Consider the following 23705-nt stretch of genomic DNA (forward strand, 5'->3'; position numbering starts at 1 on the left):
ATTCACTCTTTATTTGACGATACGTGTATAACTCTGTTAGTAACAGTAGGACTAGCCTGTATATTATTTGTTGATAATTTATACACAGTAAAAATCTGTGGATTTGTGGATAACCTCTATAGTACTTACTGACACGTTATTAACAAGTGTTTTTTACTGTGTATAAGGCAAATTTAGAGTTATTAACATATCTACACCCCCTACTACTATTACGACTATTTTATTAATATATATATTATTTAGTATTAATATACCGAATGGAGGACTAAAAATGAAAATCTCCTGCACAAAGGAGCAATTAAACCATGCTGTACAAACAGTACAAAAGGCTCTTGCCACTAAAACCCCAATGCCTATCCTGACAGGGATCTATTTATCTGCCTTTGAAGATAAATTGGAATTACAAGCAACAAATTATGAAATTGGCATTAGCTGCATTATTGAAGCTACAATTAACGAACCAGGTACGGTAGTAATCTCTGGACGGTATTTCCAAGAGTTAGTTCGAAAATTACCAGGAGAGACTATTGAAATTTCTTCGAGTGCAGAAGACCGAACGATTCAAATTACTTCGAATCAAGCTCAATTTAATTTATTAAGCTTACCGGCAGAAGAATTCCCTGTACTAAAAAAGCCAACAAGTGATACAGTTATAACTGTTAAAGATAATATTTTAAGAGAACTAATCAAAAAAACTGTTTTTGCATGTTCTACTGATGAATCTCGTCCTATCTTTACCGGCGGTTTGTTAGAAATTAATCAATATGAAATAAATATGGTAGCTACCAATACGCATCGCTTGGCAATAAAAAAAGACCACCTTGGCCATAATACAGATAGTATAAAAATGATAATACCTGCTAAAATATTGAATGAATTAGCACGTATTATGATTTCTGATGTCCCTATGGATGTAACAATTTATTGTCAAAAGAATCAAGTATCTTTTGCATTTGATAATATCTATATCATCTCACGCCTGATTGAAGGGCAATTCCCCGACTATAATAAAGTAATACCTCCTAGTTTTGCTACTACTATAACGATTGATACACATGCATTTATGGATGCAGTAGAACGCGTCTCCTTATTAGCAAGAGATGGTGATTATAACATTATTAAATTGGCTTTTAAAAATGATTGTGTTATTATTACATCTAACAACCCTGATATCGGTAAAGCATGTGAAACAGTACCAACAATCGTTCAAGGTAATGAAGTTGAAATTGCTTTTAATGCAAAGTATGTTACAGATATCTTAAAAAACATTACCAGTGAACAACTTATATTCTCTCTGAATACACCTCTTAGTCCTGCAAGTATCAAACCGATTGATGATGCAACTTACAACTATATTATTACGCCTGTGAGGACAAATTAAATGGATGAAATAGGAATAACTACAAATACCATTCAGCTCGATCAGTTTTTAAAATGGGCAGGAATCGTTGAATCTGGTGGACAAGCCAAACTATTGATTGAAGATGGTATGGTCTTTATTAATGGTGCCCAAAGTTATGAACGACGCAAAAAAATAAAACCTGGTGATATTATTGAAATTACAAATATTGGTAAGTGGAAAGTAACGACTGAATAAAAGGTGTTACCATGAAAGTTAATAAAATAATTCTGAGAAACATACGAAATTATGTAAACCTTTCCTTAGATTTTACCCAGGGAATTAATATATTTATTGGACAGAATGCGCAAGGAAAAACCAACATCCTTGAATCTATTTATTATGGTGCAATGGGGCGCTCTCATCGTACGAATGTAGATGGGGAGCTTATTCGTTGGCAGCAGGAAGACGGTAGTATTACAATTTTATTTTCGCGTATGAATATTGAAAATAGCCTAATTATGAAGCTGAGTAATAATCAGAAAAAGGAAATCATATCGAATCATTATGCAATTAAATCTCGAGAACTTATTGGTTTGCTCAATGTTGTACTGTTTTCTCCTGAAGATTTAATGCTAATCAAAGGGATGCCTGCTATGCGTAGGCGTTTTTTAGATGTAGAGATTTCACAAGCAAATCCAAGTTACTACCAGCAGCTATTAAAATATAATCGCATTGTATCTCAACGTAATAATTTGTTAAAAAAAATCAGAGAAAATAAAGATAAACCCGATATGCTAGATGCTTGGGATGAACAAATGGCTATTGCAGCTAGTAAAATCGTTATGAAGAGGCAAGAGGCAGTTAAGAAATTAGCAATGCTTGCTAATTTAATGCATCGTAAAATAACTGCAAGTAAAGAAAATTTGACTCTTGTTTACCATAAGCATGAAATCATCGAAACGGGAATTGAAAATCTGATAAAAGAATATAAAGCTAAATTTTTGCAGCATCGACAAAATGATATTTGGCGTGGCAGTACAAGTATCGGACCTCATAAAGATGATTTAATCCTTACAGTAAATGGCATAAATTTAAGAACATTTGGCTCACAAGGTCAACAACGTACAGGAGTTTTGTCGTTAAAATTAGCAGAATTGGAATTTATAAAGTCGGAAACAGGAGAATATCCCATTTTGCTATTGGATGATGTGATGAGTGAATTGGATGCAACACGCCGGGAACATTTATTAGTTTTTATCAAGGATCGTGTACAAACCATCATTACGGCGACGGAAGAAAAGTATTTTCCAGATTGGGAATTTGGAAAATATTTTCATGTAGAAAATGGTACTATAGTGGAGTGATGGCAATGCAAATAATGAAAGATATAGTATCGAATACGATCAGAAATTTAGGCTTACAGAAGCCGTACAACGATCAATCTGTTATTGTACATTGGTCAGAAATCGTCGGCGATGATATCGCTGCTAATGCATACGCTCGCTCTGTTCAGCAAGGAACGCTTATGGTTAGTGTGAATAGTTCTGTTTGGTCTCATCATTTGTCGATGATGAAAGAAAGCATTATTGATAAAATAAATAAATTTATTGGCTATAAACTTATATTTGATATTCGCTTTCAAGCAGGATATTTTAGTAATTCCAAGAATGAAGAAAATACTGATATAAATACAGTACCTAATATAAAATACCAATTAAGTAAGGTCACATTAGATGAAAATGATGTACAAACTATGCAGGAAACTAGTAATCATATAAGTGATAAATATTTAAAACAAAAGATATTGCGCATAATGCGCAAGGATTTTGCTTTAAAAAAAATAAAAAAACAGCATAACTGGCACCAGTGTGCCAGTTGTACTGTTTTATGTCCGCCGGAAGAAACGTATTGTACTGCTTGTACACTTAATAAAAAGCACAAATTACTGTATACTATTATAAATACTCTAAAAGAAATACCATGGATCCGCTATGCTGAATTATATGAACATATTGCTTGTACAGAAGAGGAATTTCAGCAAGCTAAATATACATTAACCGCATTTATTAGCCGAGACATTCAAGAAGGAGATTACGATAAGTTTAAAATCATGAGTTTCATCATGCTAACTACAGGAGCTAAAATTGAAGCTGTAAATGATGCGATTATTAATAAAACCTTAGAAAAATTCAGGAGGAAAAAGTAATGTTTTTACATCTTGGAGCCGATATGGTCGTTCCGTTGCGTGATGTTATTTCCATTACTGATCTAAAATCAACACGATCAGGTATTAATAAAGAATTTATTAATAAAATGCGCGATGAGAAAAAAGTTTTTGATGTTTCAGAAAATGATCCCAAGAGCTTTATTATTACTACAAATAAGGTATATCTATCTGCCATTTCATCTTTAACATTAAAGAAAAGAGCAATTGATTTTCATATCTATGAAAATATTTAAGATAGATCATATAAAGTTGTTTTATAACACTCTATGAGTTGATTTTATGTTGGAGGTTAACAATGAGTAATGAGGAAGAAGTTTTAGGTAATGGTAATTATGGGGCGGAGCAAATACAGGTATTAGAAGGTTTAGAAGCAGTTCGTAAACGCCCAGGGATGTATATTGGTAGTACCTCAGCCAGAGGATTGCATCATCTGGTTTACGAAGTAGTTGATAATAGTATTGATGAAGCATTAGCTGGATATTGTGATAAAGTAGATGTAACGATTTGCCAAGATAATAGTATTATTGTATCTGATAATGGTCGTGGTATTCCTGTTGGTATGCATGAAACTGGCAAGCCAGCGGTAGAAGTAGTGTTAACAGTACTGCATGCCGGCGGTAAATTTGGCGGTGGTGGCTATAAAGTTTCTGGTGGTCTCCATGGGGTAGGTATATCCGTAGTAAATGCCCTTAGTACATATTTAGATATAGTAGTGAAAGTAGATGGAAAAATTCACCAAATTGGGTTTGAACGCGGGTATACTGTTAAACCTTTAACGATCATTGGCGATACAGAAGAACATGGGACAACTGTAAAGTTTAAACCTGATGGTGAAATATTTGAAGAGTTAGTATATAGTTATGATACTTTAAAGCAACGCTTAAGGGAATTAGCCTTTTTAAACAAAGGAATTACGATTAATTTAACGGATGAACGCACACAGATTAACGAAGTGTTTTTCTATGAAGGTGGTATCTGTTCTTTTGTACATCATTTAAATAAGACAAAAACGGTACTACATCCTGATCCTATTTGCATAGGAGGAAAACGCGATACCAGTGTTGTAGAGATTGCCCTGCAGTATAATGAAAGCTATGTAGAAAATATTTTTAGCTTTGTTAATAATATTAATACTCAGGAGGGTGGAACTCACCTGAGTGGTTTTAAGATTGCGCTTACAAGAACAGTTAATGATTATGCTCGTAAATTAAATATTTTAAAAGATAATGATGAAAATTTAAGTGGTGAAGATGTTCGAGAAGGTCTAACTGCAGTTATTAGTTTAAAAATTGAGGAACCACAATTTGAAGGACAGACTAAAACTAAATTAGGTAATAGTGATATTCGAGGTATTGTCGATAGTATCGTTTCTGATAAATTAAGTGAGTTCTTTGAAGAAAATCCAGCGGTGACTAAAAAGATTATTGAGAAATCAGTCATGTCTGCTCGAGCTAGAGATGCAGCCCGCAAAGCGAGAGAATTGACTCGTAGAAAAAATGCATTGGAAATCAGCTCTTTACCTGGGAAGTTGGCAGATTGCTCGATGAAAGATCCTATGCAGACCGAAATTTATCTTGTTGAAGGAGATTCAGCAGGTGGTTCTGCTAAACAAGGACGGGATCGCCGATTCCAAGCTATATTACCGTTGCGTGGTAAAATATTAAATGTTGAGAAAGCTCGCTTAGATAAGATACTCAACAGTGATGAAATTAGAGTTATGATTACGGCTTTTGGCAATGGGATTGCTGAAGATTTTGATTTAGAAAAAAGTCGTTACGGCAAAATTATTATCATGACAGATGCTGATGTGGATGGTGCCCATATTCGTACTTTGCTATTAACTTTCTTTTATCGTTACATGAAGCCTCTTATTGAGGCAGGTCGTATTTATATTGCTCAACCACCTTTATATTTAGTAAAAAAAGGGCGTGAGAGTTGGTATTTGTACAGTGATGATGAAATGAATAAATTATTAGCTCGTATAGGCAGAGAAAATATTAATGTACAGCGTTATAAAGGTCTTGGTGAAATGAATCCTGATCAGTTATGGGAAACTACTATGAATCCTGAAGGAAGAACTTTACTACAGGTAGAATTAGGCGATGCTATGGCTGCTGATGAGATGTTTACAATTCTTATGGGGGATAAGGTAGAACCAAGGCGTAAGTTCATTGAAGATAATGCTCATGATGTACGAAATTTAGATACGTGATAGGTAAGTAAAAATCAGGAAGGCAAATTATCTATTTTTGATAATTAGCCTTCCTACTTTTAAAGTAATTGTTTTTTTATTGCGTTGTAAGGAGGAGTCATATGCGGATTATAGTAATTGATGGACAAGGCGGCGGTATGGGGAAAATCATTATAGAAAAAATAAGGAAAGAGTTTAAAGAACAAATTGAAATATTGGCGTTAGGCACAAATGCTCTGGCAACTTCAGCTATGCTAAAAGCAGGAGCAAATGAAGGTGCAACAGGAGAAAATGCAATCGTGCACAATTGCAAGGATATTGATTGTATCATAGGATCATTAAGTATTATTATGGCAAATTCAATGCTTGGAGAACTAACGCCTAAAATGGCTGAAGTGATTACATCTAGTAAGGCGCGTAAGATCTTAATACCTTTATATCGTGGTAATATTGATATTATTGGATTAAAAACAGAACCGCTGCCTCATTTAGTCGATGGAGTACTGCTTGAAATTAAAAAGCATTTAGGAGGGGATAAAACATGTGTGAAGCTAACGTTTATGTAATAAATAAAAATGTGGAAGAATTACTCTTAGAAAGAGTCGATACCATTATTCCTAAGGATGGAGAAATCTATCTTGAAAATATTTTTGGTGAACGTAAAACAGTAGAAGCACGTATTAAAGAATTACATTTAGTAGATCATAAAATTATCCTAGAGCGCTTTTCGAAAGAATAAATAAAGTTATATAGATCTGTCATTGTGAACAGAGTAAAGTAATGACAAAGAAATCTGAGATATTTTTAAAATATTGTATTCTTTTTGTTTTAAATTATAATGTGCATAAGCGGCTAGATACTATTCTAGCCGCTTATGCACATTATAATTTATACTTTTTTAGTACGGCAATAAGAGGATAACCGATAGCAAAGACAATAATTGCCTCACTAAATCCAATGGATAATATTGTAAACCAGAAAGGCATAGCATATAATATAGAAAGATAACCTCCAACAATAAAAGCATTGACTATAATTGGCGACATATAAGCCCAGATAGTACTTTTAAATCGATAGGTAAGCCAAGCTGCAATAAGTGTAGCCAGACTACCACCAAATATATCCCACACTCCCAATCCACCAAATATATTAGCAATTAATGTGCCTATAAATAAACCGTAGATAGCTTCAGGATATAAGATTGGTAAAACAGTAAGTGCCTCACTAAGGCGAAATTGTAAAGGACCATACGAGATGGGTGCTAATGCATATGTAAAGCTTATATATAAAGCAGCAATCATAGTAGCACGCACAATAGAATGGGTATTCATAAAGACCTCCATTGATAATATTTGAATTTTAATTATAGTATATTAAGTTAAAATAAACCAGGGAAGTTTCAATAATGATATATATATAGTAAAACAAACATATGTTCCTAAAAAAATTGTGGACTTGTAGTTAGGAATGGTATAATAAAATTAGAATAAATAAAATAAGAATTAGGTGGTAAATATTGTCTAAGCGTCATACAGCAAGCGAAATAGAAGATAATAAAGAACGTGTTAATCCAAGGCTCCGCTCTGAGGTATTGGGTATTTTTCTTTTAGCTGCAGGGATTATCTCAATTATTAGTTTGCTGGATTTTAACACTGGATCTATTGGTCTATATCTATCAAAATTTTTAAAGTACTCTTTTGGCTTAGGTGCTTTCATTATTCCTTTATTACTGATTATTATTGGTGGCTTTTATATCAAGAAAGATCATGGCATCGTATATAGTATTCGTTTTTGGGGTCTAGCGTTGCTATATATATCTTTATTAGCTTTAACACATCATTTTTTAATTATTGAAAATAGAGAGATACTGCCAGAAAGTTTAGCTAATGGAGGCGGCCTAATTGGTGGTATGTTGTTGTTTATACTGCGTAAATTTTTTGGATTCTATGGTGCCTTTATAATATTAGTTGCTTCAGGTTTGTGTGGCATTTTAATTGCAACTACTTGGTCATTATATCAAACCTATTTAGTTGCTAAAGAAAGAACCCAGCAGGGATTGTCTACTGCATATGAGCAAATCGAAAAAGCCGGAAGTTTTTATAATCAAGAAAAAGATAGAAATTTTCTAAGGAAAAATAATAAAGAAGAAATAAAAGAGCAGGATGAAGATAGTAGAGAGTTTACTGGCAGACCTCTAAGCGACAGTTTATTAGAACAGGCTGCGTATCAAGAAGCTGAGGAAATAAACGATAAGATAAGAAAAGATGAACCGATTCAGAGGGCGCGAGAGAATGTTGCTGAAGTAAAGCATAAGCCCAATAACAAGGGAAAAATAGAGGAAAATCATTCTATTTTAGAACCTGAGAGTACTTTTGTTTCAGGGTATGTATTGCCGCCACTATCAATATTACAAAAATCAACAAATCAGGCGGATAGTAAGCGAGCAAAAGAAGTAGCTAATAATGCTAAAATTCTTGAGAGTACTCTGGAAAGTTTTAATGTCAAAGCTAAAATGATCCATATCAGTCAAGGACCTACTGTAACCCGTTATGAGTTAGAACCTGCCCCCGGTGTAAAAGTTAGTAAAATTGTTAATTTAGCAGACGATATTGCTTTGAGTCTTGCCGCATCTGGAGTACGTATTGAAGCACCGATTCCAGGAAAAGCAGCTATTGGTATTGAAGTTCCCAATAAGGTTTTAGCGAGTGTTCCTTTGAGGGACGTGCTAGAAAGCAATGAATTTTTGAAAGCAACCTCAAAGTTAATTGTGGCTTTAGGTAAAGATATTGCTGGTCAGACTGTGACAGCTGATTTAGGGAAAATGCCTCATTTATTAGTGGCGGGTTCTACAGGGTCTGGCAAGAGCGTGTGTATTAATACGTTGTTAACGAGTATATTGTTTAAAGCAACCCCTCAGGAAGTACGCCTTATTTTAATTGATCCTAAGGTGGTTGAATTGACCAATTATAATGGTCTTCCTCATTTATTGACACCTGTGGTGACGGATGCACAAAAAGCTGCTTCTGCCTTGCGCTGGGCAGTGCAAGAAATGGAACGGCGATATGAAATGTTTGCAGCTGCAGGAGTGCGTGATATTGGACGATATAATGAATTAATTGATAATTTTCCAGTTGGTGAGGGTTCCAGTGGAGAAAAAATTCCTTATATTTTAATTATTATTGATGAGTTGGCAGACCTAATGATGGTATCACCAGTTGATGTAGAGGATGCTATTATCCGCTTAGCCCAAAAAGCTCGGGCGGCGGGAATCCATATGGTATTAGCGACGCAAAGACCTTCTGTAGATGTAATTACTGGCTTAATCAAGGCTAATGTACCGTCTCGGATTGCCTTTGCCGTGTCCTCTCAAATTGATTCACGAACCATATTGGATATGGCTGGAGCAGAAAAATTGCTAGGTAAGGGAGATATGTTGTTTTATCCTATAGGTATGTCTAAGCCCCTTAGAGTGCAAGGCGCATTTATTGCTGATAGCGAAGTAGAAGAACTTACAGAATATATTAAGAAGCAGGTAGAACCTCCTGAATATATGGAAGGAATTACTGCTTGTGAAAACTTAAAAAAAGAAGAAAATGATACAAATCTTTTTGAAGATGAACTATTTGAAGATGCTGTGCGTATTATTATGGAATTAAATCAGGCATCTGCGTCTATGCTGCAAAGAAAATTTCGAATTGGCTATACAAGGGCATCTCGTTTAATTGATACTATGGAAGAAATGAAAATTATTGGTCCCAATATGGGAAGTAAACCTCGGGATATTATCATGACTTATGATCAGGTATGTGATCGTTATTTTAATGATGCAGCCCAATCTAATAATACGGATTTAGAATAGATGAGGTGGTAGGTTTGCCAGGTCGATATAAGCAGATCACTAAGAAAGTAGGTCTTCCTCCCGGTACTCTTTTACACATTGGCTCCAAGAGAAGTGAAAAAGTAAAAATAAGAAAGTTATGTTATAGTAGTGATGATTGGACAGAAAAAGAATTTGATAAAGTGGATGAATTGCTGGAAAGCATAAGTAGCGCAGAGAAATGCTGGATTCATATTAGTGGCGTTCATGTAGTAAGCATGGTTGAGAAAATAGGAGCTGCATTTCAAATACATTCTTTAGTATTAGAAGATATTGTTAATACAAACCAGCGGCCTAAAATGGAAGATAACAAAGAGTATTTATATATTATTGTCAAAATGATTCATTGCTATGAGAATAATATTGATTTTGAACAAGTCAGCTTAATTGTAGGAAATAATTATATTGTATCATTTCAAGAAAATGACAATGATACGTTTACAAAAATACGGGAACGTATCAAAAGCACTAACGGTATCATTAGAAGTAAGGACGTGGATTATCTTGCCTATGCCTTGCTTGATTGTATTGTAGATAATTATTATGTTGCTCTTGAATATTTGGGGGATAAAATTGAACAATTAGAAAATAGAATTATTGTACATCCTCAGCCTAAGGTATTAAAAGAAATCCATACGCTAAAAAATGAAATGTTATTTGTACGAAAAGCCGTATGGCCTCTTAGAGAAATTATAAATGCTTTATCTCGAGGAGATTCTGCGTTATTTAAAAAAGATACTCTTATTTATATTCGAGATGTATATGATCATATGATACAAGTAATTGATAGTATTGAAATGTATAGGGATATGGTTACGGGGATGCTTGATCTTTATCTTTCCAATGTAAGTTTTAAAACGAATGAAGTCATGAAAGTCTTAACAATTATTGCTACCATTTTTATTCCCCTCACTTTTATTGTAGGTTTATATGGGATGAATTTTAAATATATGCCGGAACTTGAATGGAAGTGGGGCTATCCGGCGATTCTATTAATTATGGCCTTTATTAGTGGATGTATGATTATATATTTTCGCAAGAAAAAATGGATGTAAATCCTTACTATTAATAAAAGTCATACCTCTTAAGGTACGACTTTTAATGATAAAATTATATATAGGTTTGCTCTTAATTAAGGCAAATCCAACTTAGTACCAAAATATTGGCTGGTTAATTTTAGCCAGGAACGGCTGGCGAAGGATAGATAGCGATCTTTTTTCCAGATCATGCCCAAATGCCAAGGAACCATAGGTTCTGCTAAAGATACTGTTTTAATTTTGGCAGGGTCAAGTTCATTGCAAATGGTTCGTGGCAATATAGCAATTCCTAAATTAATTGCAACCATTTCAGATATAAAGTCCCATTGGGAGCTTTCACAGATAATTTTAGGATCAAAGCCGCTTTGAATGCAGCGATTTACGATACGACCATGAAGAGTAAAGTCTTCTCGTAATAAGATAAAGGATTCATTTTTTAATTCACTCAGCTCCACATTAGATCGATTGGCTAATTCGTGATCAGGGTGAACGATAAGCATTAGAGGCTCTTTGACAAAAGGAAACATTTCAAAGTTATTCTCATTAACGGGTAATGCTACCATGCCAATATCCAGGCTGCCATCTTCTACCCCATCCTCAACTTTTTTGGAACCTACTTCAATTAGACTAAGAGAGATTTGGGGATATAACCTTGTATAATCAGCAATGATCTTAGGGAAAAATCTGGCACCTACCATTGGAGGCAACCCAATCACAAGTGTACCCTTTTTTAAGTTAATTACATCGGCTAATTCTGATGTTAGGTTTTGAAAAGAAGTTACAATCTGCTGGGATTGGTGAAGAACAGCTCTACCTGCATCAGTCAATTCAATTTGCTTTGCAGAGCGATAAAATAAGGTTGTCCCTAACTCGTCTTCTAAAATTTTAATCATTTTACTAATCGACGGCTGTGTGATGTGCAATGAACGAGCTGCTTTAGTAAAACTACGGTGCCTGGCTACTTCAATAAAATAAGTTAAATGGCGTACGTCCATCTTTCGATCTCCTTTTTAATAATATGTGTCGAATTTATATAGTAAGGTACTATAGTTTTTAAGAATAGGTTATAGTATAATTATAATATAAAATAACAGTAAATGCTTGTAATAAAACGCAAAGAATTTAAAACATTTAAAACATTTAAATTCTTTCATATTTTATAGATTAAATATAATATAAAAGTGTATAATACTATGGTATAATAATAAAGGAAAAAATGATCAAAGTGAGGGAATTTCTTTGAAAAAAGCAATTATCGAATTGGATAAAGGTAAAATTTCAATAGAATTATTTGAAAAAGATGCACCGAAAACAGTAGCTAATTTTGAAAAATTAATTACAGAAGGTTTTTATAATGGCATTTCATTTCACCGTGTTATAAAAGGTTTTGTAGCTCAAGGTGGATGTCCTAATGGTACTGGAACGGGCGGCCCTGGTTATACGATTCCTTGTGAGACAAAAGATAATCCTCGAATTCATGAACGTGGCTCTTTGTCAATGGCTCATCGTGGGCCGAACACTGGAGGCAGTCAATTTTTTATTGTGTATGAGCCTCAGCCTCATTTAGATGGCGTACATACTGTATTTGGTAAAGTAATTGAGGGTATGGATGTCGTTGATAAAATCACTGAAGGTGACATTATGAATAAGGTTACAGTGATTGAAAAATAGAAACTAAAGATTGTCCAACTGATGGATATGTTTTTTAGGGTGGGAACATCAATTGATGTAATCTCACCTTTTATTTTTAGGAGGGAATATTTTGGAGAATATTAGTGTAGATCTGATTTTATTTTTAATGGGAGCTGGATTTATTGCCGCTTTTATTGATTCTGTAGTTGGTGGTGGAGGATTAATATCTTTACCAGCTTTATTACTTTCTGGATTGCCGCCGACAATCGCATTAGGTACTAATAAAATGGCAAGTGTAATGGGAAGTTTTACGAGTACGATTTCATTTATGCGGTCAGGTAAGATAAATATTGAAATTATTAAATATTTATTTCCTCTTTCCTTTATTGGATCAGCATTTGGTGTTATTGCCGTTCAGCAAATACCATCTCAATTTTTAAAACCATTGGTAGTTGTTATGCTGGTAGTGGTTACTATTTATACTTTTACAAAAAAAGAATGGGGAGATGTATCTACCTATGACGGTATGAGTAAACGGACAGCATACTTAAGTGGCATAGTTGCTTTTACTATTGGTTTTTATGATGGTTTTTTCGGACCAGGAGCAGGTTCCTTTTTTATTTTTGCCTTTTTAATGATTGGATTTGATTTTGTAATGGCTGCTGGGAATTCCAAAGCGTTAAATTTTGCTAGTAATATTGCAGCTGTTGTTACTTTTATTTATTTTGATTCTATTAATTATTATTATGCTATACCTATGGGATTTTCTATGATTCTTGGTGCCTTGGCAGGTTCTAGATTAGCGATAAAAAAAGGCGCTGCTTATGTGCGCCCACTATTTTTATTTATGTCAGTTGTTTTAATTAGTAAGCAGCTATGGGATGTCTTGCGTTAAACATTGGCAACTGGGGGTAAATATCTGACTACATCTTTATTCTTAATGGGAAATAAAATATAAAAAGTAGTGCCATGGGGACTGGTTATTGGTTGTATAGTGGCATTATGGCGATTAGCAATACTATAACAAACTGCTAATCCTAATCCAGTTCCCTTTTCTTTCGTGGTGAAAAAAGGCGTACCAATTTTTTTCATAATATCCTTAGGTATACCGTGACCTTCGTCTTGTACGGCTAAAGCCACGGTATTATCGTAGGTAAAGGTTTGAATTGAGATTGTTCCGCCTGATTTCATTGCATCTAAACCGTTATTAACCAGGTTAAGTATCAGTTGACGAATCTCTTTTTCATCCAGCTGTAAATTTGGTATTGGAGATAAATCGTGATGAATTATTTTATTATCAACAATGGCATTAGCTTGCATTAAAGGCATAAGAGCATTGATGATATTGTTTAAGCTTGTTTCTTTTAAGTGAACTGACTTATCTTTCGCCAAAGATAAGAATTCAGAAATAATAGAGTTAGCTCGATCAAGTTCATCGATCATAATATTAAAAAAAACATTATTTTTTATATTTTCTTTTTTCAAAGACATCATTTGGAGAAATCCTCGTACTGTGGTCATGGGATTTCGAACTTCATGACCGATACTAGCAGCCATTTCCCCTACTAAATTTAATCGATCAAGACGGGCTATTTCAGTTGTTAAATTGGTATAAGTTGTAATATCTCGTGAAGTACATAAAGCACGTTCGACGGAACCGTCGATTCCGAACTCTGGCACGATACGGGCATGAAAGTATCGAATTCCAGTTAGACCTGGATATTCATATTCAAATACATTTGGTTTTTTAGTTATAAAAACCTGTTGGACATTTATTTTCCAAAGATTTAAAGTATTTGTATCGCAATCGGTAAGTTCATACAAGGTTTTATTGATATATTCTTTAGCAGGTATTCCTGTTAGCTGAGTGATAGAAGAATTAATAAAAGTAATCCGCATGGTTTTATCAATTCGGGAAATAATATCGGGAGTATTTTCAATTAGTGCTTGAAATTCTTGATGTTGCCGATATAGCTTGGCTTCCAATTTTTTATGATCTGTAATATTTATTAAGGTATACAGGGCGGACTTAATAATGTCCTCTTGATTGTATTCTGGTATGATTCTACATTGATAATAATAATGTTCTCCCTGTTGATTAATAAAGTCAGATTCAAATAATGCTTCCTTGCCAGTGGAAAAAGCATAAGAAAAAGAAGCTTCCCATAATACACAAAAGTTATGCGGCATGCCAGCTTCACGAAATGTTTTGCCAATAAATTCTTGAGAAGAAATTCCAGTATCCTTAAAGATAACAGGATTAATATAAATATGTTGACTTTTCGTATTTACACGAGCAAAAATAAGAGGCAAATTCTCGATCAATGTCTTATACTCTTCTTGATTTTGTCGTATGATTTGTTGATATTTAAGATGAAGAAGCTGAGGGTTTTCCCGGCAATTAATTTCAGTGTACTGATCGTGTATTTCGGTTATAAAATTCTTTTTCGCATTTATATTCGTTCCCATGCGTATTTTCCTTTCTATAACTAAATGGAAATTTTTAACTTATTGACGTATTCTATAAAATTTGTAAATTACCTTTAGGTTATCATAAATAAAAATAAAAAAATTTAGTATAATCTAGAAAGACCAAGTAAGATTAAAATTAACCCTGGTAAATACGGAACCTTTTTCTTTAATTGTTCAGAAATAAAGTGTTTAGAAGCATAGATTCCAAATGTGATAACTAGGATTTGTATCAGTCCCATAGTAATAGGAGTGTAAAAAGGCAAAGGGCTTACTAAGGCAGCAGCAAAAATTGCTATCATATTGTCAATACCGAGAGCTAATCCTAAAAGTATAGCTTCTATCGAGCTAATGAACTGAGAATGATCAACATCTGCTTTTTCTGGTTTAGCCATGATGTTGATTACAAGCCGGCCGATGGAAAAGGTAAGATTTGTAGATGGAACTCCGGAAGTTATAGAATCTGAATGAACTTTTGCGGAAAAGTACTCTTGAAATAAACTAAATAACCCCATGATCGTAAGTAATAGTGCACCTATAAGTACTGCTATTTTGGTATTTAACATTGCTCCTAAGATATGTGCACTTCCCATGGCCAAACTAACACATATTGTTGTTGTTAGCCCTACAATGAATAAAGAAATCCTAGATATAAAAATATTTTTTAATCCGTAGGAAATACCAGCAATAAAGCCGTCGATACTTACAGCAAATCCTAAGAATAATACATAGCACAACGTCATTCATATAGCCTCCCATAGGTAGAGTGGTTAGAGAAGGTATCTACAAATAATATATGGTGAAGGTTAATCTTTGGTGACGATGAAGCTTTTGTATTGTTATTCAAGGATTAGAAGGATTTTTTAAAAATATAGGGAAATTATATGGTATAATAAGAAGTTGAAGTAAGTGATTAACATACTACTCATAAAATATTTTGAGTGGTATGGTTGTTTTGCATTGGTATGAAAAAAGACAAGTCTAGGAATTATCGCAATTTAAAATTGTGTTTTTGAGGTGAGAATGTGGATTTTGGTTTAGGTAAAGTATTGCCTGTAAGTATTGAAAAGGAAATGAAAGGTTCTTATATTGATTATGCCATGAGTGTTATCACCATGCGGGCATTGCCCGATGTACGGGATGGATTAAAGCCTGTACATCGTCGTATTCTCTATGCGATGCATGAAGCTGGTATGGCGGCGAATAAGCCTTATAAAAAATCAGCACGTATTGTTGGTGAAGTGCTTGGTAAGTATCACCCTCATGGTGATAGTTCTGTATATCAGGCTATTGTACGTTTAGCTCAAGATTTTTCAACTCGCTATCTGATGGTAGATGGTCATGGAAATTTTGGTTCTGTCGATGGAGATTCGGCAGCAGCTATGCGTTATACCGAGGTTAGAATGTCTCGTATCGCTGAGGCGATGGTAGCTGATATTGAAAAAGATACAGTAGATTTTGTCCCTAACTATGACGAATCCATGCAAGAACCAGCCGTACTGCCAGCTAAGGTACCTAATCTTTTGGTGAATGGTTCATCAGGCATTGCAGTAGGTATGGCTACTAATATCCCTCCTCATAATTTAAGAGAAGTTATTGATGCTCTGGTTATGATGATTGATAATGCAGAGGTCACGATCCCCGAATTGATGACGGCTATTAAAGGGCCTGATTTTCCTACGAGAGGTCTGATATTGGGTAAAGAAGGTATTTACTCTGCTTATACGACTGGTCGTGGAGTAGTCAAAATGCGTGCCCAGGCTCGTGTAGATAAAATGGCTAACGGTAAGCCTAGGATTATTGTTACGGAAATACCTTATCAAGTTAACAAAGCTACTCTAATTGAAAAGATTGCAGATTTAGTTAGAGATAAAATAATTGATGGAATTACGGATCTTAGAGATGAGAGTGACCGTAATGGTATGCGTATTGTAATTGAGCTAAGACGTGATATCAACGCGGATGTTATTTTAAATCAATTATATAAACATACGCAGTTGCAAGATACTTTTGGCATTATTATGCTGGCTTTAGTTGAAGGAAAGCCAAGAGTGCTTAATTTGCGAGAAATGTTGTATTATTATCTCGAACATCAAAAAATAGTAATTGTTCGCCGTACTACATATGAGTTAGAAAAAGCAAAGGCTAGGGCACATATTTTAGAAGGATTAAAAATTGCCCTTGATCATATTGATGCGGTCATAACAACAATCAGGCAATCAAAGACTGTTGATGTTGCTCGCGCAGCTTTAATCGAAGGTTTTGATTTGAGTGACAAACAAGCGCAAGCCATTTTAGATTTACGTTTGCAGCGTTTAACAGGTCTGGAACGAGAAAAAATTGAAAATGAATATAAAGATCTATTAGAAACAATTGAATGGTTGGAGTCTGTTTTGGCTGATGATCAAAAAGTACTAAATATTATTAAAGAAGAATTATTAGATGTTAGAAAACGTTTTGGTGATGATCGCCGCACAATTATCACAGATGATTTATCGAATTTGGCAGTAGAGGATTTAATTGCTGAGGAAGATATTGTACTGACGCTGACTCGTTCCAGTTATGTAAAACGCCTTCCGGTTGATACCTATCGTAATCAAAAACGTGGTGGGCGTGGTGTCGCTGGCATGGGAACGAAAGAAGAAGATTTTGTAGAGCATTTATTTGTGACAACAACACATCATAATATTTTGTTCTTCACTAACCGTGGGCGGGTATATCGATTGAAAGGTTATGAAATACCTGAAGCGAGCCGTACCTCCAAAGGTACATCGATTATAAATCTATTGCCGTTAGAAGGACAAGAAAGAATTACGGCAGTGATTCCAATTAAAGCCTTTACAAATACCCGCTATTTATTTATGGCTACAGCAAAAGGTATTGTTAAGAAAACCGAATTAATGGATTTCGATACAGCAAGAAAAACAGGCTTGATAGCGATATCCTTAGATGAAGATGATGAACTAATTGGTGTTAAGTTGACTAATGGCGAGCAGTATGTGCTTATGGGAACTCGGGATGGATTTGCTATTTATTTCCCTGAAACCGATGTTCGTGATATGGGGCGTACAGCCCGAGGTGTAAGAGGTATTCGTTTACATGAAGGTGATAGTGTAGTTGGAATGGATACCTTAAAGCAAGAAGGCGAGGTATTGACTGTAACTGCTGAGGGGTATGGAAAACGTACTCCAGTTGATAATTATCGAAACCAAAAACGTGGTGGTAAAGGTGTTATTAATACAAAAGTAACCGAAAAAACAGGTCAGGTTGTAGGTATTAAGGTAGTGCGCCCTGGTCAGGAATTGATGCTAATTAGTAGTGAAGGTATAGTTATACGCATAGATATTGATACCATATCCGTAATTAGCCGAAATACGCAAGGTGTTAAATTAATGAAAACCGGTGAAAATGATAAAGTTGTGGCTCTGGCTGCTGTGGAAAAGAAAGCAGATATTGATTAATCGTTAAATTGGTAATTAACTCTATAAAAAATGACAGGCTAGTTATATAAACTAGCCTGTCATTTTTTTATTACTAATCTTTTACTTTTGCATTCCAAACACAAGCCGCTAGTATCATTGATATTATAGCTGATGCTACCCAAAAATCAGCTGCAAGGGTAAAATCATAGATTTTTTTCCCGTTTACAATGGTCATATGTGAATTAATCAAATAACCACTGACAGCTTCTTGTGCAGCAGCTCCGCCGTAACTTAAGAGACCGATCATTCCCATTGCGGCACCTGTGGCCCGCTTGGGACAAATATCAACAGCCATAAGCCCACCGAGATAGCAAACTAAAGCGCCCATCGTAAAGCCATATACGGCCATACTTCCCAGATCAATCCATTGGTTAGCAGGTGCCCATACAAAGGAAGCAATTGCCGCAGCATATAAAGCACCGTAAATTAAACAAGGTAAATTTCGTTTGTGATTAAAAAACTTATCCGATACAAGACCACAAGTCAAAGCACCAAAGATACCAGCAAACTGCATAATGGATAAGATACCGCTAGCTCCCATTGTTGTATAGCCTTTTGCTTCTGTTAAATATATAATACCCCAGCTTTCAATTGCATACCGTGCGATATAGCAGAAGCAGCTGGAAAGGCCAAGTATCCAAACTGCAGGACGTTTCACTACTTCCCACTGTAAACTGCCAACAGACTTATCTTTTTCAACAATCGCTGCATGGTCATTTTTAAAGTCAGCAACATTTGGTAAACCGCGAGTTTCAGGTCGATCTGACATGAAGAAGTAAATAAAAATGGAGCCGATGGCACAAACAATACCTGGCATAATAAAACCTGCGCGCCAGCTATAAGCTCCTACGAGAGCAGCAGTTGCCATATAAGTGAAAGCTGCTCCAAGATTATGACTGGTAAACCAAATACCATAATAAGTGCCGCGCTCCTTATTACTAAACCATTGATTTAAAGCAACAATACAAGGACCTGCACCAAAAGATTGGAACCATCCATTAATTCCCCATAATACAACTAATGGCAAGTACTCATTACAAAATCCCATAATTACGGTAATAATAGATGAGAGAAAAAGTCCTAATGCAAAGAAACGTTTAATATTCATTCTGTCGGCTAAGAAACTGTTGGTAAATTTTCCGATACCATAGGTAATAAAAAATACTGATCCCATAATACCAAGTTGTTGGGCATCTAAGACTCCTGCTGCCATTAAAGGTTTCTTAATAACGGAGAAGTTAAGTCGTAAAACATAGAATAATGCATAGCCCAAGGTAATTGATGTAAAAACCTGCCAGCGCAGTTTATTAAAAAGTGCTGCGATTTGGCTTTGATCGCCGTTTATCAAGGGTTTATCTTTTCCTGTTGTGAAAAACTTAATAATTTCTTCAAACATTTTGCATCCCTTCTTTCTTTTATTTAATTACAAAGTTTAGTTTTTGTTTTATCACGCTCCTCTGACTATATTGTAGGAAAAAATATCATCTAAATTATCACATTATAATGACAATTCTGGTATCCGTAAAATATCTGATTATGGAGTAGGAAAAATACAGAAATTAATGTAAGATAAATTCCTACATTATGACGAATTCATTAGCGGAGATTAATGAAGATACAATTATAGCTAGTAAAAGTGGTATTCAATTTAAAGATAATATAACGAAAAGCGAGTAAGGTTTTTCCTTACTCGCTTTTCGCTGGCAATAAATCGTATTTAAGTGCATAATCGACTAGTTGACTTTTCTCAGTTAATCCTAATTTTTCCATCATACGTGTCTTATAGGTATCCACTGTTTTAACGCTAAGACAGAGCATTTTTCCTGTTTGACTCATTGAATACCCTCTAACCATATATTTTAAAACCTCTCGTTCACGGGGACTTAACAGGGTGTAAGGATCATCTGCACTTTCTTTAGGAGTATTTGTTAGAAGACTGTTTAATAGCAGCTGAGAATTATGAGGATTTAAATAGCGCTGTCCCATATTAACCGTCTTCACTGCAATAAATAATTCAGTATCAACAGCATGTTTTTCTACATAGCCTAGAGCCCCAGATCGCATAGCTTCCTTTATGTACTGTTCATCTTCATACATGGTGAGTACTAAGATCTTAATCGGATAACCTCGGCTTTTGATTTCCTTTATACATTCCAGTCCTCCCATATTCGGCATAGATAAATCAATTATCAGCACATCTGCAGTTAGTTCTTCTAAAAGGGCAAGAACTTTTTCACCGTCAGACGTTTCGCCGACGACAATAAAATCGGGCTCATTATTAAGTAAGAGCTTTAATCCAGCTCTTAATACAGCATGATCATCAGCTAAAATAATTTTAATTTTAGACTTCATTTATCATCACTCCAAGCATCTTATCGGTATAATTACAGTAATTGTTGTACCTTGTCCACTAATGGAATGGAAGGTAAAGTTACCTCCTAGTAATTCAACTCGCTCTTTCATACCATAAATTCCTAAACGGTTTTTTTGACGAGCAGCTTCAATAGCACCTGAGCGGATACCAAGACCATTATCATCAATACGAAGGGTAATAGAGCTGGCATCTTGTTTAAGAGATATATTCACGCTTGTAGCACAAGCATGCTTAGAAATGTTTGTTAGGCTTTCTTGTAAAATACGGTATAAAGTTAGTGCAATTTGATTATTGATGATTAATTTTTGATCTGGAGGGGAAAAAGTGACGATCAGATCCTGTTGGTTGCTGAAATTGGTTATATATTTATCCATGGCGGCTACGATTCCTAGATCATCCAAAACTGGAGGACGAAGTTCAACTGCCATTTTGCGTAAGCCGCCTAACACATTGGTTGCTACATTCCTGGCATCAAGCAGTAATGATCGCTGTTTTTCGTCAGTCAACTTTGATAGCAGTACTTTCATATATGCGAGCAAAGAAGCCATGGATTGGCTGGTTTCATCATGGAGCTCACGAGAAATTCGTTTACGTTCATCTTCTTGAACAGTAAAAAGCTTATTTAGCAATACAGTACGTAATTCTTCCTTGGCACGTAATTCTTTTAGAAGACGGTTATTTTCAAAATCTTTTTCTTTTAGACTTTCGATCATTTCATTAAATACTCCAGCTAAGCGACCAACCTCATCTTCTGTTTTAATTTCAGTTTGGACATAAAAATTACCTTGTTGAATTTGCTGGGCAGCTTTGGTTAAATTACGCATGGGATGAATAATAAGATAGGCTAAGTAAGTAGAACCCATAGCAGCTAATAAACAAATTAGAAGTGTTGTAATAAAAAATTCATATAATTTAAGAGATAATAATTGCTGTGTGCTCTTTTCCGACATACCTACGCGAACGTACCCAATCGCTCCATTTTCAATGGGAACAATCACTTCTCGTATAGGACCTTCATTACTGTTAAACTTCATTGTCTGGTATCCATCTTCATCTTTAGGATAAAGAGAAAGCTTGATAGGTAATCCTTTAGGTAAATTGCCAGCAAAGGTATGGGCCAAAATTCTTCCAGCAGAGTCTGTAATTAAAATATAACGAACATCTTCTGTATTATTCTTGGTTTGATTAATGCGGTCAAATAAAGCATAATTATCATCTAGCAAAATGTCATTACTGCTAAGAGCAGCAACATAGGCAGCCATTTCCGCACCACGTTTTTCAATTTGTTGATCAAGCAGCTTTGTGGTGGTATCCATCATAATAAAGCCAATAATAATACTTAATAAGAGAAGCATACTAATAATTATGCCGTTGATTTTATAATAAATACTTAATTGTCGTAACCACTTCATAGAAACGTATTTGTCCTATCATATATTTTACGTAAAGGTTCATAAAGTTTGGGTGTGGGAAAAACAAATTTATCTATAACCAAATGCTGCATGGCTGCCAGTGTATCAGGATCTTCATTCATAGTAAGAAAAATATGGCGTAACTGCTCTTTTTGCTGTGTATTCATTCGCTTATTAATTACAACAGGACCTGTTGGTACAGAGGGCATAGAAGCAATAATACGCACCTTTGCTGCAAGTTCAGGTGTTTTAATTTTAGCATATTCATAAATTTGACTATCAAAACTAGCTCCATCCGTGACTTTGGTAGCGACTGCCCAAATTGATTTATCGTGACTATAGGTATAAAAATAGCGTTTAAAGAATTTTTCAGGGTCAGTATTTCTTTGTCTCAAATATTCCTCCATAACCATATGACCAGAATAGCTAAGAGGATCAGTGAAGGCAAATACCTTGTCTTGTAGGTCGCTGATTGTGTAAATATTGCTGTCTCTATGTACAATTACTTCTGGTGCATACAAAGAATTTCCGCCATGTTCTGCCATAACAAACAATTCAATTTCATTCATACCTCTGTAGGAACTATAAGCCCCAGTAGATAGAAATGCAATATCAACATCGCCATTTGCTAAAAGCATATTAACCTCTGCATAGGTTTTGCGCTGAACGAGAATCGTTTGGCGTCCTGTTTGCTTAGAAACATAGTCAGCGATTTGTCTATAATAGCTGATTGTCTCATGAGGAGAAAAAACAGAGGCTAAGGCAATAAGAAGGGGACGCTCATCAAGTTTACTGTTATTTTGTAAGGAAACAAATTCTGAAGGTTGGCTAAAATCAATATAAGGAGTTGTATTACTTTTACAACTATTGGTGAATAAAACAAAAAACATAAGAATGCTGAAAGTTAAAAATTTTAGCTTCACGACGTAATCACCTTTTTTAGTATTTTTGATTATGTATGTAATACATTAAAACCTGAATATACGATTTGCCTCAAGGATTGTAATATGTATCAAAGATAGGAATTGTCAATATTATAGCATATATCATTTTCGTAGAGGTATGAAAGATAGAGAAATTAAATAAAGAAGTAACATAGTATTGCACTTTAAAGAAATAGGATAACCAGATTTTAAAAGTGAAAATGATCTTATATATGGAAGTTAATATTCTTTGTAATTAGTAGTTGACGATAATAGCCGATTATGATATACTTTCAAAGTAGCTCGCGAGGGCAGCAAGAGTAAAAAAACAAACAATAAAAAAAGTTGACATGCTAAAAGAAACATGTTATACTAAAGATCCGCTGTAAGGGCGAATGTGTTCCTTGAAAACTAAACAATGTAAGTAAGGTTAAAATAAGCCAGATGTGCGGTACTCGTTTTGGAGTACAAAACAGTTGGTTCATGCAAATGAACTAACACAAACAATTTGTTTTTTTAAAGAGCCATCAAGGTTCTTCATAAATAACTTTTATGGAGAGTTTGATCCTGGCTCAGGACGAACGCTGGCGGCGTGCCTAACACATGCAAGTCGAACGGAGATTTTAGTAATAAAATCTTAGTGGCGAACGGGTGAGTAACGCGTAGACAACCTGCCTTCTAGCTGGGGACAACACCGCGAAAGTGGTGCTAATACCGAATGTTGTATTTTGAGTGCATG

At 34.9% G+C, this 23705-nt stretch carries 21 protein-coding genes and 1 rRNA gene; 14 read left to right on the forward strand and 8 right to left on the reverse strand.

All coding sequences use genetic code 11. The annotated features are described in order from the left end of the window. The first annotated feature begins 271 nt into the window (after positions 1-271). From dnaN to BMZ99_RS12465, 8 genes are all read left to right on the forward strand, one after another. Positions 272-1381 carry a DNA polymerase III subunit beta gene (gene dnaN, locus BMZ99_RS12430; protein ID WP_090937537.1) on the forward strand — a complete coding sequence of 370 codons (1110 nt, stop codon included), beginning with the start codon at positions 272-274 and terminating at the stop codon, positions 1379-1381. Further along, entirely contained in the window at positions 1382-1597 is a 216-nt protein-coding gene (locus BMZ99_RS12435) for an RNA-binding S4 domain-containing protein (protein ID WP_090937541.1), read from the forward strand. A gap of 11 nt (positions 1598-1608) precedes the next feature. Then, entirely contained in the window at positions 1609-2706 is a 1098-nt protein-coding gene (gene recF / locus BMZ99_RS12440; protein ID WP_090937543.1) for a DNA replication/repair protein RecF, read from the forward strand. Between the two features lie 5 nt (positions 2707-2711). Continuing rightward, positions 2712-3548, forward strand: coding sequence for a DUF721 domain-containing protein (locus BMZ99_RS12445; protein ID WP_090937546.1), 837 nt, complete (start codon positions 2712-2714; stop codon positions 3546-3548). Then, positions 3548-3802, forward strand: a complete 255-nt coding sequence (gene remB / locus BMZ99_RS12450; RefSeq protein WP_090937549.1) for an extracellular matrix regulator RemB — start codon at positions 3548-3550, stop codon at positions 3800-3802. The genes BMZ99_RS12445 and remB overlap by 1 nt, the downstream gene beginning before the upstream one ends. 62 nt (positions 3803-3864) lie before the next feature. Continuing rightward, on the forward strand, positions 3865-5781 hold the full coding sequence (gyrB, locus tag BMZ99_RS12455) for a DNA topoisomerase (ATP-hydrolyzing) subunit B (protein WP_090937552.1): 1917 nt from the start codon (positions 3865-3867) through the stop codon (positions 5779-5781). Positions 5782-5882: 101 nt separating this feature from the next. Next, positions 5883-6326, forward strand: a complete 444-nt coding sequence (locus BMZ99_RS12460) for a DUF3842 family protein (RefSeq protein ID WP_090937556.1) — start codon at positions 5883-5885, stop codon at positions 6324-6326. After that, positions 6302-6499, forward strand: a complete 198-nt coding sequence (locus tag BMZ99_RS12465; RefSeq protein ID WP_090937559.1) for a CooT family nickel-binding protein — start codon at positions 6302-6304, stop codon at positions 6497-6499. The genes BMZ99_RS12460 and BMZ99_RS12465 overlap by 25 nt, the downstream gene beginning before the upstream one ends. A gap of 142 nt (positions 6500-6641) precedes the next feature. Here BMZ99_RS12465 and BMZ99_RS12470 read toward each other — a convergent pair whose 3' ends face one another. Continuing rightward, entirely contained in the window at positions 6642-7091 is a 450-nt protein-coding gene (locus BMZ99_RS12470) for a QueT transporter family protein (RefSeq protein WP_090937562.1), read from the reverse strand. Between the two features lie 185 nt (positions 7092-7276). On the opposite strand from BMZ99_RS12470, the gene BMZ99_RS12475 reads away from it, so the two are divergent. Further along, complete coding sequence (locus BMZ99_RS12475) at positions 7277-9619, forward strand: FtsK/SpoIIIE family DNA translocase (protein ID WP_090937565.1); 2343 nt, start codon at positions 7277-7279, stop codon at positions 9617-9619. Positions 9620-9624: 5 nt separating this feature from the next. Further along, a complete protein-coding gene (gene corA, locus BMZ99_RS12480) occupies positions 9625-10692 on the forward strand; it encodes a magnesium/cobalt transporter CorA (RefSeq protein ID WP_245754947.1) in 1068 nt (355 codons plus the stop codon). Between the two features lie 77 nt (positions 10693-10769). Here the strand turns inward: corA and cidR are convergent, their stop codons facing one another. Next, a complete protein-coding gene (gene cidR / locus BMZ99_RS12485) occupies positions 10770-11669 on the reverse strand; it encodes a cidABC operon transcriptional activator CidR (RefSeq protein ID WP_090937572.1) in 900 nt (299 codons plus the stop codon). Positions 11670-11913: 244 nt separating this feature from the next. On the opposite strand from cidR, the gene BMZ99_RS12490 reads away from it, so the two are divergent. Together BMZ99_RS12490 and BMZ99_RS12495 are read left to right on the forward strand one after the other, a co-directional pair. Continuing rightward, entirely contained in the window at positions 11914-12345 is a 432-nt protein-coding gene (locus BMZ99_RS12490; protein ID WP_090937575.1) for a peptidylprolyl isomerase, read from the forward strand. Between the two features lie 91 nt (positions 12346-12436). Beyond that, complete coding sequence (locus tag BMZ99_RS12495; RefSeq protein ID WP_090937578.1) at positions 12437-13201, forward strand: sulfite exporter TauE/SafE family protein; 765 nt, start codon at positions 12437-12439, stop codon at positions 13199-13201. On the opposite strand, the gene BMZ99_RS12500 is transcribed toward BMZ99_RS12495, so the two are convergent. Together BMZ99_RS12500 and BMZ99_RS12505 are read right to left on the reverse strand one after the other, a co-directional pair. Next, complete coding sequence (locus tag BMZ99_RS12500) at positions 13198-14775, reverse strand: PAS domain-containing sensor histidine kinase (protein WP_090937581.1); 1578 nt, start codon at positions 14773-14775, stop codon at positions 13198-13200. The genes BMZ99_RS12495 and BMZ99_RS12500 overlap by 4 nt on opposite strands. A 104-nt stretch (positions 14776-14879) precedes the next feature. After that, on the reverse strand, positions 14880-15518 hold the full coding sequence (locus BMZ99_RS12505) for a manganese efflux pump (RefSeq protein ID WP_090937583.1): 639 nt from the start codon (positions 15516-15518) through the stop codon (positions 14880-14882). Positions 15519-15800: 282 nt separating this feature from the next. Between BMZ99_RS12505 and gyrA the strand changes: the two genes are divergently transcribed. Beyond that, positions 15801-18236 (forward strand): DNA gyrase subunit A, encoded by a 2436-nt coding sequence (gene gyrA, locus BMZ99_RS12510; RefSeq protein WP_090937586.1) that lies wholly within the window; start codon positions 15801-15803, stop codon positions 18234-18236. Between the two features lie 73 nt (positions 18237-18309). On the opposite strand, the gene BMZ99_RS12515 is transcribed toward gyrA, so the two are convergent. From BMZ99_RS12515 to BMZ99_RS12530, 4 genes are all read right to left on the reverse strand, one after another. Beyond that, complete coding sequence (locus BMZ99_RS12515) at positions 18310-19653, reverse strand: MFS transporter (protein ID WP_090937588.1); 1344 nt, start codon at positions 19651-19653, stop codon at positions 18310-18312. A gap of 290 nt (positions 19654-19943) precedes the next feature. Further along, complete coding sequence (locus BMZ99_RS12520) at positions 19944-20609, reverse strand: response regulator transcription factor (protein WP_090937592.1); 666 nt, start codon at positions 20607-20609, stop codon at positions 19944-19946. A gap of 6 nt (positions 20610-20615) precedes the next feature. Then, positions 20616-22043 (reverse strand): ATP-binding protein, encoded by a 1428-nt coding sequence (locus tag BMZ99_RS12525; RefSeq protein ID WP_090937595.1) that lies wholly within the window; start codon positions 22041-22043, stop codon positions 20616-20618. Further along, the gene (locus BMZ99_RS12530) at positions 22040-22966 is read right to left on the reverse strand and encodes a substrate-binding domain-containing protein (protein ID WP_090937598.1); all 927 of its coding nucleotides are present in this window, start codon (positions 22964-22966) and stop codon (positions 22040-22042) included. Before BMZ99_RS12530 ends, BMZ99_RS12525 begins: the two co-directional genes overlap by 4 nt. Positions 22967-23515: 549 nt before the next feature. On the opposite strand from BMZ99_RS12530, the gene BMZ99_RS12535 reads away from it, so the two are divergent. Continuing rightward, positions 23516-23705 (forward strand): 16S ribosomal RNA (locus tag BMZ99_RS12535); the annotation flags it as partial.

The sequence above is a fragment of the Pelosinus propionicus DSM 13327 genome, assembly GCF_900114615.1.
Classification (GTDB): Bacteria; Bacillota; Negativicutes; order DSM-13327; family DSM-13327; genus Pelosinus; species Pelosinus propionicus.